We start from the raw sequence: 15,917 nt of genomic DNA, 5'->3' as shown, positions 1-15,917 counted from the left end.
ATCGGGCCGGTTCTTATCCGGTCCGTCTGTCGCGCCGTTCGGGCGCGTTTATTCCTGTCCGTCGAAGCAGCCGGAAAGGGCATGAAACCATGTCGCTTTCCGGCCTGGAAACTTAGCGCAAAACGCGCCGCAGACGGCTTTCCATCTGCTTTGCGCCGTCCTCCGGCGTCATGACGCCGGCAAGTACGCCGTTGACGGTGGTGCGGATCGTCTCGCTGACCTCGTTGTAACGCGGCGTCACGGGACGGGCCTTGGCGGTTTCAACCACGGGCAGGGCATCGGCGAACCAGGGGATTGCCTTGGTCACGTCGGCATCCTTGTAAAGCGCGGCATAGGTCGGCAGCAGCGTGGCGTTGATGGCCATGAACTTCGAGACATCCTGACCGGAGAGATATTCCACCAGCTTCTTGGCTTCATCCTGCTGCTTGGAATAGGCGGAAACGCCGAATTCCCAGCCGCCGAGGCAGGTTGTCTGCTCGCCGCCCTTGACGGCCGGCAGGCGGGCGACGCCGACCTTGTCGTTCACCTGCGATTCCTTGCCCTGGAAATGCGTCCAGGCGTAGGACCAGTTGACGGCGAAGAGAACCTTGCCGGCCTGGAATTCCTTGCGGGTATCGTCGGTCGCGACTTCGGAAATGTTCTTTTTGGAAATACCTTCATCGACAAAGCTCTTCCAGAGCTTCAGCGAATCCACGGCCGCCTGATTATCGAAATTCAGCTTGCCGTTCTCAACCAGCGACTTGCCTTCGCTCCAATAGGGCAGGAGGAAGGTGCAGACCGCGCCTTCGATCGCCTTGCCCTGGAAGGACAGGCCCTGAAGCTCCGGGTTCTTTTCACCCTCCATCACCTTCTTGGATGCTTCCTTCAGCTCGTCCCAGGTGGTTGGCGGCTGAATGCCGTATTTGTCCAGCAGGTCCTTGCGGTAATAAAGGAACATGGAGTCGGCGAAGGCAGGCAATGCCACGATCTTGCCGTCAACGGTGTTGGCTTCGGCATAGGTCGGCAGATAGGCGGACATGTCCTTGCCGGAGAAATCGCTGGTCCAGCCGGCGGTGGCGAATTGCGCCGGACGGATGACGTCGAGCATCAGCACGTCGAGGCTGGAATCCTTCGCCGACATCACGGTATTGAGATATTGCGCCTGCATTTCCGAGGTGTTGCCGCCGGTCTCGATGACAACCTTCACGCCCGGCGTCTTCGCCTCATATTGATCGAGCGCCTTGCGCCAGACGTCCGGCTGATGCTGGCTGGAAACGAAGATTTTCAGTTCGGCATCGGCAAAGGCCTGTCCCGAAAAGGTGAGCATGGTTGCGCAGAGCGCAGCACCCATGAGGGCTTTGCCCCTGATGGTTTTAAATGTCATGTGTTCCTCCCGTTATTAAACCTGTTGGCCGCAGCGTTTCTTCGCCCGGCAATCAGTGGATAGAGCGCTCCGTCGCGGCGTCGAAAAGATGGACCTTGGACGGATCGAGACCGATCTTCAGCTCCTCGTTCGGCGCCGGCCGCAGTTGCGGCGGCATTCTCGCAGTCAACGCCGCATCGCCGAGGCTGAAATGGACGAGCGTATCCGAGCCGAGCGGTTCCACCACCTGCACCTTGACCGCAAGCTGCGTATCGAAGCCCTCGGCGGGGCCGAAATGTTCCGGGCGAATGCCGACAATGACGTCGCGCCCTTCGAGGCCCGTTTCGCGGGCTGGCCGGATGGCCGCCATCGGCAGGGAATTGCCATCGGAAAATGTCAGCCGGTCGCCGTTTACCTTTGCGCGGGCGAAATTCATGGCGGGTGCACCGACGAAGCCGCCGACAAAGACGCTTTCCGGACGGTTATAGACCTCGTCCGGCGTGCCGACCTGCTCGATATCGCCGCCACGCAGGATGACGATGCGGTCGGCCAGTGTCATGGCCTCCACCTGGTCATGGGTAACGTAGATGATGGTCGTGCCGAGCTGCTGGTGCAGCCGCTTGATTTCCGTGCGCACCTGTCCGCGGAGTTTGGCGTCGAGGTTGGAAAGCGGCTCGTCGAACAGGAACACCTGCGGGCGGCGCACGATGGCGCGGCCCATGGCCACACGCTGGCGCTGGCCGCCGGAAAGCTGGCCGGGCCGTCGGTCGAGCAGATGCTCGATGCCGAGCATCTTTGCCGCCTCATCGATGCTGGCATTGGCCTGCGAGGCGCTCACGCCACGCACCTTCAGGCTGAAACCCATGTTTTCACGCACGGTTTTGTGCGGATAAAGCGCATAGTCCTGAAACACCATGGCGATGTCACGCTCACGCGGCGGCAGCCGGTTGACGACGCGGTCACCGATCCACACTTCGCCGCCGGTAATGCTTTCAAGCCCGGCGACCATGCGCAGCGTCGTGGATTTGCCGCAGCCGGAAGGGCCGACGAACACCACGAATTCGCCGTCGTTGATTTCAAGGTCTATGCCCTTGACGATGCGCAGGGCACCGTAACTCTTGTCCAGCTTGCGCAGGCTGACCGAAGCCATATTTTCCTCCTCACGACCGGCACGTCCAGAATTTGGATGGACGCAAAAGCCGGCACCAACCTTCAAGTTCCACGCATCGCATCTTCGAAAATCTATTCCGATTGTCCGGCGATACCGTGGGATGGCTCACGCCTGTCTCCCTAGTTTCGTGATATTACCTTTCACAAAAAGGAAATCAATAGTGTATCAATTTTATTTCTGACAGAAATCAAAAACTACTAAGCCATTGATTCAAAGAAATATAACCGCGAAATCCCCGGTTGCGCAGGTCGTCGCTTCCTTGTCTCCGGTCAAATTCGTCCATCCATGTGGATCACGCGAAATCTGGTCGATCTCAACGTATACGCGAAACATATCGGGCGACCGTATGGTCGAACCAGGTCCATGAGACTTCGGCCACAGCGCCATCCTGCGCCTGGCTGAGGCGGAGCACCCGCGGCACCGGCGCGCCGGGTTTCTGGCCGAAGACCTCGGGCGTCCATTCGGGCACTTCACCCAGATCGATGCGGTCTTCCGCCTTCGATATCCAGAGGTTGAGACGGGTGCGATAATAAAGATAAAGGGATTCCGACATGTTCTCGATGGCGATCGTGTCGACATAGGAGCCGTCGAGCCAGATTTCCTCGATGGCCGCCGGTTTTCCGGCAATACGTCGCAGGCGGCGAATGCGATGTCCTTCAGCCGATGTGCCGAAAGCGGGCAGGTTGGCAGGTTTGGTAAGCCGCGCCACATCCAGAACCTCCGCCGTCGGCAGGCCGCCGCCCTCGATCATTTCAAGGCGGAAAAAGGCGTAAACGCTTTGCGGGTCGCTGACGGCACGGATGTAATTGCCCGAACCCTGCACGCGCTCCAGCAGGCCACGCTCCTGCAATTCCGCAAGTGACTTGCGAAGCGTGCCGACGGCAATGCCGAGCTCGGCGGCCATATCCCGCTCCGGCGCCAGCTTTTCGCCGTCGATCAGCCGGCCCGCCGCCACCTCGCGCACCAGCATTTCGGCGATCTGCAGATACATGGGCAGGCTGCCGCCAGTGTGTTTCATGATGCTATTTCCTCCCCGAAACAAAAATTGATACATCATTGATTTACATATTTCTTGATGTTATGCAAGAAAAACGAGAGCGGCCCTGAGGAGGAATTGCATGACCGTCGTACCCGTTACATCCGCTGATCTCGATGCTGCCGAGGTCTCCTGGTTTTCCGCTTTGTGCTCCGATGATTACGCCTATCTTGGCGTGCCGGATGGCGCCCTGCGCTCCAGTTTCGACCATTGCTCCGACATCGTCAAAAAGGCCGAGGAACTCGGTTTCCGCAACATCCTCTGCCCCTCATCCTATCAGGTCGGGCAGGATACGCTGAGCTTTGTCGCCGGTTGCGCGCCGATCAGTGACCGCATCAATTTCCTCGCCGCCATCCGCTGCGGCGAGATGCAGCCGATCATGCTGGCGCGCACGGTGGCGACGCTCGACCACATGCTGAAGGGCCGCCTGACGCTCAACGTCATCAGTTCCGATTTTCCCGGTGAAGTGGCCGATAGTGCGTTTCGTTACAAGCGGAGCCATGAGGTTGTGCAGATATTGCGCCAGGCCTGGACGCGCGACACGATCGACCATGACGGCGAGATTTACCAGTTCAAGGGTGTATCGACCGAGCCGGCGCGGCCTTACCAGCAGAATGGCGGGCCGCTGCTTTATTTCGGCGGTTATTCGCCGGATGCGCTGGAACTCTGTGGCGCGCAATGCGACGTCTATCTGATGTGGCCGGAGACCAGGGATCAATTGGCCGAGCGCATGCGTGCCGCCAATGAACGCGCCGCCGCCCATGGCCGCACGCTGGATTACGGCCTGCGTGTGCATATGGTGGTGCGCGATACCGAAAAGGAAGCGCGAGAATATGCCGAGCATCTTGTTTCGAAGCTCGATGACGAATATGGGCAACTGATCCGCAACCGCGCGCATGACAGCGGCTCGCTCGGCGTGTCGCATCAGGCGCGTGCCCGCGAACTCGCCGACAAGTTCGGTTATGTCGAACCCAATCTGTGGACCGGCATCGGCCGGGCACGCTCGGGCTGTGGTGCTGCGCTGGTCGGTTCGACCGACAGGGTTCTTTCGGCGCTGGAGGAGTACCAGAAGATGGGCATTCGTGCCTTCATTCTTTCCGGTTATCCGCATCTGGATGAGGCGGAGCACTTCGGCACCAAGGTTCTGCCGCAGATGAAAACCTGCTCCCTGCCGCATGCTTACGGCCGGGTGCCTTCTGAAACACCTGCCACGCCGCTCGGCAATGGGGAACGCCACTGATGGAACGTATCGCTCTTTCTGAAAACCTGGAACTCAGCCGCATCGTCTATGGCATGTGGCGCATCGGCGATGACACGGACACCTCGCCCGCCCATGTGCAGGCAAAGATCGAAGCCTGCCTCGCACAGGGCATTACCACCATGGATCAGGCCGACATTTACGGCGGATACACGGCGGAGGCCATTCTGGGGGCGGGCCTGAAGGCAGCACCTGGTCTGCGCGACAAGATCGAGATCGTCACGAAATGCGGCATCGTCGCACCGGCCGGCCGTCACTCCGCCGCCCGCGTCAAGCACTATGACACGACGGCTGGTCACATCAACGCTTCCGTCGAGGCATCGCTTCGCGATATGGGAACGGACCATGTTGATCTCCTCCTCATTCACCGCCCCGATCCGCTGATCGATGCTGAGGAAACAGGCAGGGCGCTCGACGCGCTGGTCGCGGCAGGCAAGGTCAAGGCCGTTGGCGTGTCCAACTTCCGCCCGTGGGATTTCTCCCTGCTGCAATCGGCCATGAATAGCAGGCTCGTCACGAACCAGATCGAAATGAGCCTTCTCGCCACGGATAGCTTCACCAATGGTGATCTCGCCTTTCTGCAGGAAAAGCGCGTTTCGCCGATGGCATGGTCGCCGCTTGGCGGCGGCTCGCTGTTCTCCGGCGCTCATGGAGCCACCATGGCTGCCCTGCAGCGCATCGGCAAGGAACAGGGCGTCGATGCGACGGCCGTGGCAATCGCCTGGCTGCTGCGGCATCCGGCAAAGATCGTACCGGTGCTTGGCACCAACAATATTCAGCGCATTAAGACGGCGGCTGACGCCCTCAGCGTCACGATCGACCGCCAGACGTGGTTTGAACTTTACACACTTGCAATCGGAAGCGAGGTGCCGTGATGACAATCGCAGAGGCGATCAAAATGCCCAATGAGCATGTTTTTGTTCCCGGCGGCGAAAACAGCCGCAGCTTTCGCAATGCGCTTGGCGCTTTCACCACCGGTGTCACGGTGGTGACGGCAACGACGCCGGAAGGGCCGATCGGCATGACGGTCAACAGCTTCGCCTCGGTGTCGCTCGATCCGCCGCTGGTATTGTGGTCGCCCGCCAAAAATTCATCGCGATATCCGGCCTTCAGCGGTGCAACCCATTTCGCCATCCACGTGCTGAGCGCGGATCAGGATGTGCTGAGTGCCCGGTTTACGCGGAACGGCCGCGCCTTTGATGACCTGGACTGGGAGATGAATGACGAGGGCGTTCCGGTCATTCCCGGCACGCTCGCCCGTTTCGAATGCCGGCAGGCTGCCGCCCATGATGCGGGTGACCACACCATCATCGTTGGCGAAGTGCTGCGCGCAGCCCATCGCGACGGAGATCCCCTGTGCTTTTCGGGCGGAGCCTTCGGCCGGTTTTCGAGGCAATAGGTCAATGTCAGCGGGCTGCCGCCTGCTGATTAAGAATTTTATTTTACAGAAATATCTAATTTTTATTACGGAGTGCGCCTTTCGCACTCCGTTTTATCTTTTTTGCGCCGGAAAAAATACGGTTTTATCTATTTATACTGACGATCATCTTTAAAAGTGGGCTAATTAAGTTGATTGCCAAAACGATTCGCCGGATCGAGAGAAGGCGGAACAAGGCGCCGGTAAGGGAGATTGGATGTCCGATTGTTTCCGCCGCGACCGGTGCAAACCGCAGAAGATCGGCTCGGGCGCAGACGTCTTGTTCGGTCGTTTTCGGAGAGGATCGACGCGCCTTTTCGCCCTGATGTTTTCCGCCGTTATCGCTCCTCCCGCGCTGGCCGAGACCATAGTCTGGGGAGGCTCCGCCACGGATGAATGGTTTTTCCCTTTAAGCTGGATCTCATATCAGCGGGTACCGGGACCTGATGATGCAGCCATGATAGACGGCGACGGCCCGAGGATCCCTAACGGCAGGGAGGCCGAAGCCTATAGGCTTGTCGTCGGGGTCAACGCCGGCAGCACGATGACGGTCGAAGGCGGCCTGTCGACTGTTTACACCAGTATTGGGCTCTTGAATGGCGTTTCGGGCAGGTTAAATTTTTCCGGAGGGACATGGTCGAACGCCCGCGATGTGTCGGTGGGTGAAAGTGGTATCGGCGAACTCCGTCTCAGTGGAAGTGCTGCGGTTTCCGGCGGAAATGTCTTTATTGGTGAGAAAGATACGGGACAGGGCATCTTCTTCCTGGATAATTCGTCCAGCTTTGCGAACAGCGGTACGGTTTTCGTGGGTTATGGTGCCAAAGCCACTTTTCTGACAGGCGGCATAGGCGATTTGGAGGTGCTGGGCGCAAGCCGTCTGGAAACCGGCAGCTTGGTCGTAGCCGACGGGGTCGGCACGACAGGAACTGTGTCTGTGGAGGGTCAGGACAGTAGTCTGACCGCTTCCGGTGACATGGTTGTCGGCAACGGTGGTCAGGGGATTTTCACAATCGCCGCCGGCGGCACGGTCACGATCCGGGGCAACACGGTGATCGGTAATCTCGAATCAGCAGATGCAAGTGCGCTAAACATAAATGGTGCCGGTTCCCTGCTGGAAACGGAAGGTGCACTGGTCGTCGGCGATATGGGGGCCGCAACCATGTCGATCGGCGCGGGGGCGGCTGTTGCCAGCGGGACCGTCGTTATCGGCCGCCATTCGGCGAGTATTGTCTCTATAGCAGGTGGCGGCACCAAATGGACCACGGGCGCGTTGCTGATCGGCGGCGATGCTTCCGATCCTGCCAGCCCCGCCGGTAACGGCACGCTGAATGTCACTACGGGCGGCAAAGTGGAAAGCGTCTCCGCCCGTCTCGGCATCGTGGCGGGTGCTGTGGGCGAAGCCACCGTAGATGGCGGCGGTTCTGGCTGGACGGTCGGAAGCGGCGGCCTTGGCGTGGGCATTGATGGAACCGGCTCATTGACCGTGACCGGCGGGGCGGTCGTCGATTCCAGCAATACGGTTCTTGGGGCAAACACTGGCAGCAGCGGCACCGCCACTGTTTCCGGTTCCGGAAGCACCTTGCGCAACGCCGGCAACCTCTATGTGGGTGGTGCCGGCGACGCAGCGCTTAATATCGAGGCGGACGGCTCTGTCACCAGCGATTCTGGATATGTGGCGAGGCTCACCGGTTCGACATCTTCCGTTATCGTCTCAGGCGGCGGGTCGAACTGGACGCTGGCGAGAGCCCTGGTCGTCGGCTATCAGAACGGCACCTATGGAGACGTTTCGGTGATCACCGGCGGTGGCATCCAGGCGGGGCAGGTCACTCTGGGTAATCTCGCCGGCTCCTCCGGAGCGATGACGATCGACGGGACTGGCTCGAATGTGAGCGTGCAAGTCGACAACAATATTGCCTATTCCGGCTATATGGATATCGGTTATGACGGTTCCGGCAGCGTGGCGGTCTCCAACGGCGCTTCGCTTGACGCCTATAAGCTTTACCTGGGCACCGAGGCGAGATCAGACGGCACATTGTACGTGACCGGCACGGGGTCGCGCGTTGAGATCGGCAATGCTCTCACGATCGGCTATGGCGGCAGCGGTGTCGTTGATGTGTCGGGTGGCGCCTCTCTGGCCGCAACGACCATATTCATCGCTTCCAGGGCAGGCTCGACCGGTGTGTTGAATATCGGTGCTGCCGCCGGGCAAACGGCCTATTCCGCCGGAACAGTGGAGGCGGAAGCAATCCTCTTCGGCGCGGGCAATGGCCGCATCGTTTTCAACCATTCCGAGACGGCCTATATCTTGTCCGCCGATATTTCCGGGGCAGGTCATGTCGATGCGGAAAACGGTGTTACGATCCTCAGCGGCTACAACGATTATTCCGGCGGCACGACGATTTCAGGCGGAACGCTGAAAGGAACCGTCACGGGTTTTGGTTCGGGTGAGATTGTCAATAATGCGGAACTCGTTGTGGATGGGGCCGGCACGCTTTCGAATGTCATCAGCGGCACCGGGACCTTCGAGAAGACCGGCAGCGGCAATCTCGTCCTTGCCGGCAATAGCAGCTATTCGGGTGGCACGACGATTTCGGGTGGTGCACTGACAGGAACCGCCAAAAGCTTCGGTTCGGGCGAGATCGTCAACAATGCGATACTCGCTGTCGAGGGGGCGGGTACGCTTTCGAATGTCATCAGCGGCACCGGCACCTTTGAAAAGGCGGGCGATGGCAATCTGATCCTCAGCGGCAACAGCACCTATACCGGCATTACCGCGGTTTCGTCCGGCAAGCTCAGCGTCAACGGCTCGTTCGCCAGCGCCGTTTCCGTCAGCAGCGGCGCGGCGCTTGGCGGTTCCGGCACCATTGGCGGCCTGACCGTCGGTTCCGGCGGCACGCTTTCGCCCGGCAATTCCATCGGCACGCTCACCTCCACCGGCGACGTGGTATTTGCCAGCGGCTCGACCTATGCGGTTGAAGTCGATGCTTCCGGTGATTCCGACAGGCTTGCGGTGAACGGCACGATTACCATCGACAACAATGTGGCCCTCGTCGTCACCCCGCTTGCGAGTGGCGGCGCCTATAGTCTCGACACCCGATATACGATCCTGACGGCGACGGGCGGAGTCACTGGCACATTTTCCGGCATAAGCGAGAATTTCGCTTACTTGTCCGCCCGCGTTACGAAAAGCACCGATAGCAACACCGCCTATCTCTCCTTCGCGCGGGCATCCCAAGCGGCGGGGCTTTTTGCCGCTGAAACTTCGACGGAGAATGCGCGTGCGGCCGCCAATGCAGTCGAAGCGCTGGGGGAAGCATTGCCGCTTTATCGGGCAGCCCTGTTTCTCCAGTCCGGCGAAACCCAAACCGCCTTCTCGCAGCTTTCCGGTGAAACTCACCCGTCGCTCGCCATGGCGCTGATAAACCGCAGCCAGCTGACCCGCGATGTTATTCTCGACAGGCTGCGCAGTGCTTTCAGGAGTGTCGATGCGGGCTCTATCCTGCCCGTCGCCGGAGCTTCGGGTGGAAAGGAACCGTTCAACATCGACGAAGGTACCCTCACTTTCTGGTCCAGCGGTTTCGGCTCGCGCGGCCACACCGGTGGCAATGGTTCATCGGCGGAGACCAGGGGCGGGGGCATTCTTTTCGGTCTTGAAGGTGACTGGGGCAATGGATGGCGCACAGGTCTTGCGGCCGGTTACGGTCGCGACGCTGTCAGCCAGCCTGCGCTGGCCGCGAAGGCGGATGTGGATAGCTATTATGCGGCGGCCTATGCGGGCGGCTCGATCGGTCCGGCATCCCTGCGCCTTGGTGCAATCCACGCCTTTCAGGATATAGAAACCCGCCGGAAAATTTCCCTTTCGACGTTGAAGGACGAACTCACTGCCGGCTACGACGCCTCCACCACGCAGGTCTTTGCCGAAGCCGCCTGGCTTTTCGATTTCGAACTCACCCGCATAGAACCCTATGCCAATGTTAGCTACGTGAAGACAAACACGGACGCCTTCAATGAAAAGGGTGGCATTGCAGCCGTTTCTTCCGGCTCTGCCAGTCACGATCAGCTCTATTCGACGCTGGGTGCGCGCATCAGCCGTGATATTTCCCTTGAGTCTATGCCCGGCCGTGCGACCTTCGATATGGGCTGGCGTCACGCCTATGGTGATCCAACAGTGGAGAGTGCTTTGTTTTATGAAGGCGGCGGCGCATTTTCCGTCGCAAGTGCCGCAACGGCACGCGATGTGGCGTTGCTCGGTCTGGGATTGAGCTACGATCTTGCTCCTTCTGCCACTTTGACATTCCGTTATGGCGCGGTTTTTGGGGGCGGTGTGCTGGATCAATCCGCTTTTGCTGAACTAGGGGTCCGTTTCTGATGAAGAACAGTCACAACGGGCTCTGGAAATCGGCTTTTGCCATTCTCCTTGTCGCTGCCGCGGTGGCGGGCGCAGCGCGCGCGCAGGAGACGGAGAAGACGGCGGCGCCTTTGCGGGAGGTTCACGGAAGCTGGCAGCTTGCTTGCGCGGCACCTGTTCCAAGGAACGATACCGCCGCAGAGACGCCCGCGGTGAAGGAGGTAAAGCCGCCATGCGCCATCGCGCAGGTCCAGCTTGAGGAGAAAACGCGCAAGCTCGTCGTCTCCGTCGAATTTCGGTTTGACGATGCCGGGACGCCGGACAAGCTTTCCGGAACCATGGTTCTGCCCTTCGGCCTCGCCGTCACAAAGCTGTTTTCGGTGAAATCCGGCAATGTGCGCCTGCAGGAAGTGCAGGTCAGCACCTGCCTGCCGGTGGGCTGCATCGTTTCTTTTACGCCCTTCATCGAGCTTGTCTCAGCGCTGAAGGAAGGCAAGAGCCTGACAATAGAGGCGCCCGACCTGCAAGGCCGAACTGTCTCGTTCCAGCTGCAGTCGGGCGGTTTTTCCGAGGCGCTGAAGCGCCTCGAAAGCCTGCGTTAGGCCGCGACGGAATCGGGTTCATTCGTGCTTTCCGGCTTTTGTGGTTCGGCATGTTTTCCAGCCGGTTTTTTGCGGGAAAACAGCCCTGTGAGGAAGCTGCCGAACCGGTCCATTTCCACGAAGATGACAGGCGTGATGAACAGCGTCAGCAATTGTGAGACGATGAGCCCGCCGACGACTGCAACGCCGAGCGGCTGGCGCAGTTCGGAGCTTGCGCCCGAGCCAAGCGCGATGGGCAGGGCGCCGAGCAGAGCGCAGAATGTCGTCATCATGATCGGCCTGAACCGGCGTACGCAGGCTTCGTGAATGGCGCGGGCGGGCGGCTCCGCCTGTTCGCGGATCAACTCCACCGCCACGTCGATCATCATGATGGCGTTTTTCTTGACGATGCCGATCAGCATCAACAGGCCGATAAGCGCAATGATCGAGAAATCCATGCCCATGACCTTCAGCGCCACCAGTGCGCCGAAGGCCGCCGCCGGCAGGCCGGACAGGATGGTCAGCGGGTGGATGAAGCTTTCATAAAGCACGCCCAGAACCACATAGATGGTCAACACTGCCGCCAGAATGAGGATGCCGGTGTTGCCCTGGCTCTGCTGGAAGATCGCCGCCGTGCCGCCATAACTGGTGAACACGTCCTGTGGCAGGCCTATCGTGCTTTTGATGTCGTTGATCCGGCCCGTCGCATCGGAAAGCGCCACGCCATCCGGCAGGTTGAAGGAGATCGTTGTGGAGACGAGCTGGCCCGTCTGGTTGATGGTGACTGGCGCTTGGGTCCGGGTGAGGGCGGCGAAGTTTGAAAGTGGAACAAGAGCGCCAGACTTTGCGGAGAGGATATTGATATCGCTCAGGAAATTGTCGTCCCACTGTTTGGAGCTGTCAAACTCCACGATCACGTCATAGCTGTCGCCTGTCGACTGGATCTGCGCCGCCGTATAACCGCCGAAGGACATTTCCAGCGTCTTGCGCAATTGATCGTTGGTGATACCGAATGCTGCGGCCTTCTCCGGATCGACCGAGATCGTCGCGGCGATCGCACCGTTCTGGGCATCGGAGGTGACGGAGGTGAATGTCCGGTCCCGGCGCATCGCCTCCATCAGCTTGTTTGACCATTCATTGGTGGTGTCGGCATTCAGGCCCTGAACGACAAGCTGGTACTGGCTGGCGGAGCTGCGCCCGCCGAAACGCAGGCTCTGCTGCGGATTGATATAGGTGCGGATGCCCGCCACTTTCGATGTGGCCTGCCCCAGTTCGCTCAGCACCTGGCTCAGCGGCGCGCGTTCTTCCTTGGGTTTCAGTTCAACGAACATCGAGCCGTTGTTCAGCGGATTGCGGGAATTGCCGCCAACGATGGAGGTGACATGCACCACAGCCGGGTTCTTGCGGATCTGGTCGGCGACCTGCGCCTGGAGATCGCGCATGGCCGTGTATGAAATATCCTCGCGCGCCTGCGTGGATACGGAAAGGCGGCCAATATCTTCCTGCGGGAAGAAGCTGGAGGGCAGCGTTTCGAACAAATAGAGCGAGGCGGCGATGGACGCCAGAAACGAGGCGAGAACGACGCGGCGGTGTGAGAGGCACCAGCCAACGGCCTTGCCATAACCACGAAGCGTGCGCTCGAAACCGGCGTCGAACCAGCGAATGATGGCCGGAGGTCTGGAAGACTGGCCGGAAAGGCGCGAGGCGAGCATCGGTGTGACTGTCAGCGATACGAGTGCAGACGCCATGATCGCGAGCGTGACGACCATGCCGAATTCGTTGAAGAGCCGGCCGATCACCCCGCCCATCAACAGAATGGGAATGAAAACAGCCACCAGCGAAACGGACATGGACAGAATGGTATTGCTGACTTCCGCCGCGCCCTGAAGCGCCGCCTCCCGCATTGTCAGGCCTTTTTCGTGCAGGCGAAGGATGTTTTCCAGCATGACGATCGCATCGTCCACCACAAGTCCCACAGACAGGGTCAATCCGAGCAGTGAGATATTGTCGATGCTATAGCCCAGAACATACATCGCGCCGAAAGCCGTGATGAGCGACAGCGGCACGGCAAGGCCCGGAATAATGGTTGCCGTCAGGTGGCCGGTGAAAAGATAGATGACCGCAACCACCAGGCCGATTGTGAGGAACAGTGTGAACTGTACGTCGGAGATCGCGTCCTTGATCGCGGTCGATGCGTCGTTCATGACGTTGATGTTGACCGAGGGCGGCAATTGCTGGTGAAGCGCCGGCAGCTTGGCCCTGATGGCATCCACCACATCCACGGTGTTGGCGTCCGGCTGACGTTGTACGGCAAGAACGATGGCCTGCTGGCCATCGAACCAGCTGCCGGCATTGGTGTTGTCAATACTGTCGGTGACATTGGCGATATCGCCGAGGTGGATGGGCGCGCCGTTATTCGTGGACACGACCAGTGAGCGGAAGGCCGCCGCATCGGTGCGCTGGGTATCCGCTTCGATCGTCAGGCGCTGATTGTCATTTTGCAACGCGCCGACGGGGACCTGGTTGTTCGCCTGCGCGATGGCGGTGGTGACGGTATCGACCCCGAGCCCCCTTGCCTGAAGCTGCGCCGGATCGAGGCCGATGCGCACCGCATAGGTCTGTGCGCCATAGATGCTGACCTGTGCGACGCCAGAAATGGTGGAAAGAAGCGGCGAGATGATATTCTCGGCGATTTCGTCCACCTTGCTGGTCGGCATTTCCTTGCTGTTGACGGCAAGCAGCAACACCGGCGCATCGGCGGGGTTGGTCTTACGATAGCTCGGCGTCGTCGTCATATTGCTCGGCAATTGCCGCTGCGCGCGCGAAATTGCCGCCTGAACGTCGGCGGCGGCGGCGTCAATATCGCGGTTGAGATCGAATTGCAGCACGATCGAGCTGTTGCCGAGCGTATTGGTGGCGCTGATTTCGCTGACGCCCGGAATGGTTTCGAACTGCTTCACCAGCGGCGTTGTGACCGAGGTTGCCATGGTTTGCGGTGAGGCGCCCGACAGGGACGACGAAACGCTGATCGTGGGAAAATCGACCTTCGGCAGCGCGGCGACAGGGAGCAGGCTGAAACCCGCAAGCCCCGCCAGCACAAGGCCGATTGCGAGGAGGGTGGTTGCGACGGGACGGTTGATGCAGAAATTCGCGATCATGGGGTGCCAACCTTTTCCGGCGTGACATTGGCGGCCAGATTACCGGCCGCGCCGCCCTTCTCGGAAAACTGCTCCACGATCTGCTGACCGTCAGTCAGTTCGGACTGGCCTTCGACGATAACGTGCTCGCCGCCGGTGAGACCGCTTGCAATGGCGGTGAGATCGCCGTTCGAGCGGGCGATTTCCACGGGTGTCATATGAACCCGGTGGTTGTCATCGACAGTATAGACGAAGCTGCCCTTCGGCCCTGGCCGGACGGCAACCGTCGGCACAACGATCATCTCCTCGTCCGAGACGAAGTGGGCAGTGACATTGACGGACTGGCCGGGCCATAAAAGACCGCGATCATTTTTGAATTCCGCTTTGGCAAGGACGGTGCCGGATGTCTGGTCCACGATATTGTCATAAAAGCGCAGCATGCCTTGCATGGTCTCGCCGCCCGTCGCTGCTGGATCGACATCCACCAGCGTGTCCTTCTGCACGCCTTCGCGCAATTGCGGCAGGTAACGCTGGGACAGTCGGAAACTGACCGAGATCGGATCGTATTTCGTGATCGTGACAATATTGACGCCGGCGCTGAGATAGGCGCCGGGGCTGACGCTGATGTCGCCCAGCCGCCCATCGAAGGGTGCGCGAATTTCCATATGTTCGAGCGTCACCTGATCGGAAGCGAGCGTTGCGCGGTCCGCGTCGACCTTGGCGCTGGCACTGTCCCGTGCCGCCCTTGCCTGATCCAGCACCTGCTGGGACTCAGCGCTCTGCTTGACGAGATTGGCAGCGCGCTGGAAAGCGGCTTCTGTCTGCTCCAGCGTTGCCTGATCGGCGGCGATATTGGCCTTGTCCTTATCAACGGCGGCGCGGGCGATGCGGTCATCCATCTTGAGGATAAGATCGCCTGCCTTGATATGCTGGCCGTCCTTGGCCGAGATTTCCGTGACGAGGCCCGCCTGAAGCGGTGCAATATTGGTAATGTCGGCCGCAACCGCCCAACCCGTCGCCGTTGCGTCCATCGGCAGCGTTGCCTTGCTGACGGCGATGGTGCTGACGGTGGGCGGCCCGCCATTGCGCCGTCCGCCGCCCTGCCTTTGCCCTTGCTGCGGCGCAGGCTGGCCGTTTTGTGAGGTCTGCGCCGCTGTTCCGCCGTGCACTTTAGCCGTTTCGGTCTGCGTCTGCGGTGAAAGGCTGGCAAATTGTTTGAGATAGGGAATTTGGTCGAGCGGCAGGCGGTCCTTGAAATACCACGCGCCGACGGCTGCGATGGCAAGGACGCTGAGGGCGATCCAGAAACGTTTCATCTGACGATTCCGCTTATGAGAGCGATACATGTTTACCGAACATGTGCGGCAAGCCTTGGGAGCAGCTCTCCCCCACAAGACACCCAATGCGCTGCGAAATCACCTTAAACTTTTGTAATGGCGGCGACAACGTTCGCTGGCCTATCGCCCTGCGATGCAAAGCAGATGGCGCTTTCCATACATATTGGCCGCCGGGTTCAGGGTATGGCCGCTAACGGTCTGCGCGCCCGGTCTCGATATCGAAAGCGGTATCGATTTTGGTAGGCCGCGACAGAGCGCTGGAAGAAAACAGGCCGTGTGATGTCCATCTG

At 59.9% G+C, this 15,917-nt stretch carries 10 protein-coding genes; 5 read left to right on the top strand and 5 right to left on the bottom strand.

Features of this window, described 5'->3' with window-relative positions; genetic code table 11:
* Positions 1-112: 112 nt before the first annotated feature.
* The 3 genes from AGR13A_RS15865 to AGR13A_RS15855 form a co-directional block, all read right to left on the bottom strand.
* Entirely contained in the window at positions 113-1,363 is a 1,251-nt protein-coding gene (locus AGR13A_RS15865) for an ABC transporter substrate-binding protein (protein ID WP_080837402.1), read from the bottom strand.
* A gap of 52 nt (positions 1,364-1,415) precedes the next feature.
* Complete coding sequence (locus tag AGR13A_RS15860; protein WP_080837399.1) at positions 1,416-2,492, bottom strand: ABC transporter ATP-binding protein; 1,077 nt, start codon at positions 2,490-2,492, stop codon at positions 1,416-1,418.
* 334 nt (positions 2,493-2,826) lie between these two features.
* A complete protein-coding gene (locus AGR13A_RS15855) occupies positions 2,827-3,531 on the bottom strand; it encodes a GntR family transcriptional regulator (protein WP_080837398.1) in 705 nt (234 codons plus the stop codon).
* Between the two features lie 100 nt (positions 3,532-3,631).
* Between AGR13A_RS15855 and AGR13A_RS15850 the strand changes: the two genes are divergently transcribed.
* From AGR13A_RS15850 to AGR13A_RS15830, 5 genes are all read left to right on the top strand, one after another.
* On the top strand, positions 3,632-4,789 hold the full coding sequence (locus AGR13A_RS15850) for an LLM class flavin-dependent oxidoreductase (protein ID WP_080837395.1): 1,158 nt from the start codon (positions 3,632-3,634) through the stop codon (positions 4,787-4,789).
* Positions 4,789-5,682: an aldo/keto reductase gene (locus tag AGR13A_RS15845; RefSeq protein ID WP_080837392.1), complete on the top strand. Its 894-nt coding sequence runs from the start codon at positions 4,789-4,791 to the stop codon at positions 5,680-5,682. The genes AGR13A_RS15850 and AGR13A_RS15845 overlap by 1 nt, the downstream gene beginning before the upstream one ends.
* Positions 5,682-6,206: a flavin reductase family protein gene (locus tag AGR13A_RS15840; RefSeq protein ID WP_035220833.1), complete on the top strand. Its 525-nt coding sequence runs from the start codon at positions 5,682-5,684 to the stop codon at positions 6,204-6,206. Before AGR13A_RS15845 ends, AGR13A_RS15840 begins: the two co-directional genes overlap by 1 nt.
* Positions 6,207-6,681: 475 nt before the next feature.
* Complete coding sequence (locus tag AGR13A_RS15835; RefSeq protein ID WP_374701852.1) at positions 6,682-10,593, top strand: autotransporter outer membrane beta-barrel domain-containing protein; 3,912 nt, start codon at positions 6,682-6,684, stop codon at positions 10,591-10,593.
* The gene (locus AGR13A_RS15830; RefSeq protein WP_035220831.1) at positions 10,593-11,174 is read left to right on the top strand and encodes an invasion associated locus B family protein; all 582 of its coding nucleotides are present in this window, start codon (positions 10,593-10,595) and stop codon (positions 11,172-11,174) included. The genes AGR13A_RS15835 and AGR13A_RS15830 overlap by 1 nt, the downstream gene beginning before the upstream one ends.
* Here the strand turns inward: AGR13A_RS15830 and AGR13A_RS15825 are convergent.
* Both AGR13A_RS15825 and AGR13A_RS15820 read right to left on the bottom strand, forming a co-directional pair.
* Positions 11,171-14,311, bottom strand: a complete 3,141-nt coding sequence (locus tag AGR13A_RS15825) for an efflux RND transporter permease subunit (protein ID WP_035220828.1) — start codon at positions 14,309-14,311, stop codon at positions 11,171-11,173. The two genes, AGR13A_RS15830 and AGR13A_RS15825, sit on opposite strands and share 4 nt — an antisense overlap.
* The gene (locus AGR13A_RS15820) at positions 14,308-15,606 is read right to left on the bottom strand and encodes an efflux RND transporter periplasmic adaptor subunit (protein WP_080837391.1); all 1,299 of its coding nucleotides are present in this window, start codon (positions 15,604-15,606) and stop codon (positions 14,308-14,310) included. Before AGR13A_RS15820 ends, AGR13A_RS15825 begins: the two co-directional genes overlap by 4 nt.
* Positions 15,607-15,917: the final 311 nt, after the last annotated feature.

The sequence above is a fragment of the Agrobacterium genomosp. 13 str. CFBP 6927 genome (assembly GCA_900012615.1).
Lineage (GTDB): Bacteria > Pseudomonadota > Alphaproteobacteria > Rhizobiales > Rhizobiaceae > Agrobacterium.
This window is presented reverse-complemented; position numbering and strand designations above follow the sequence as displayed.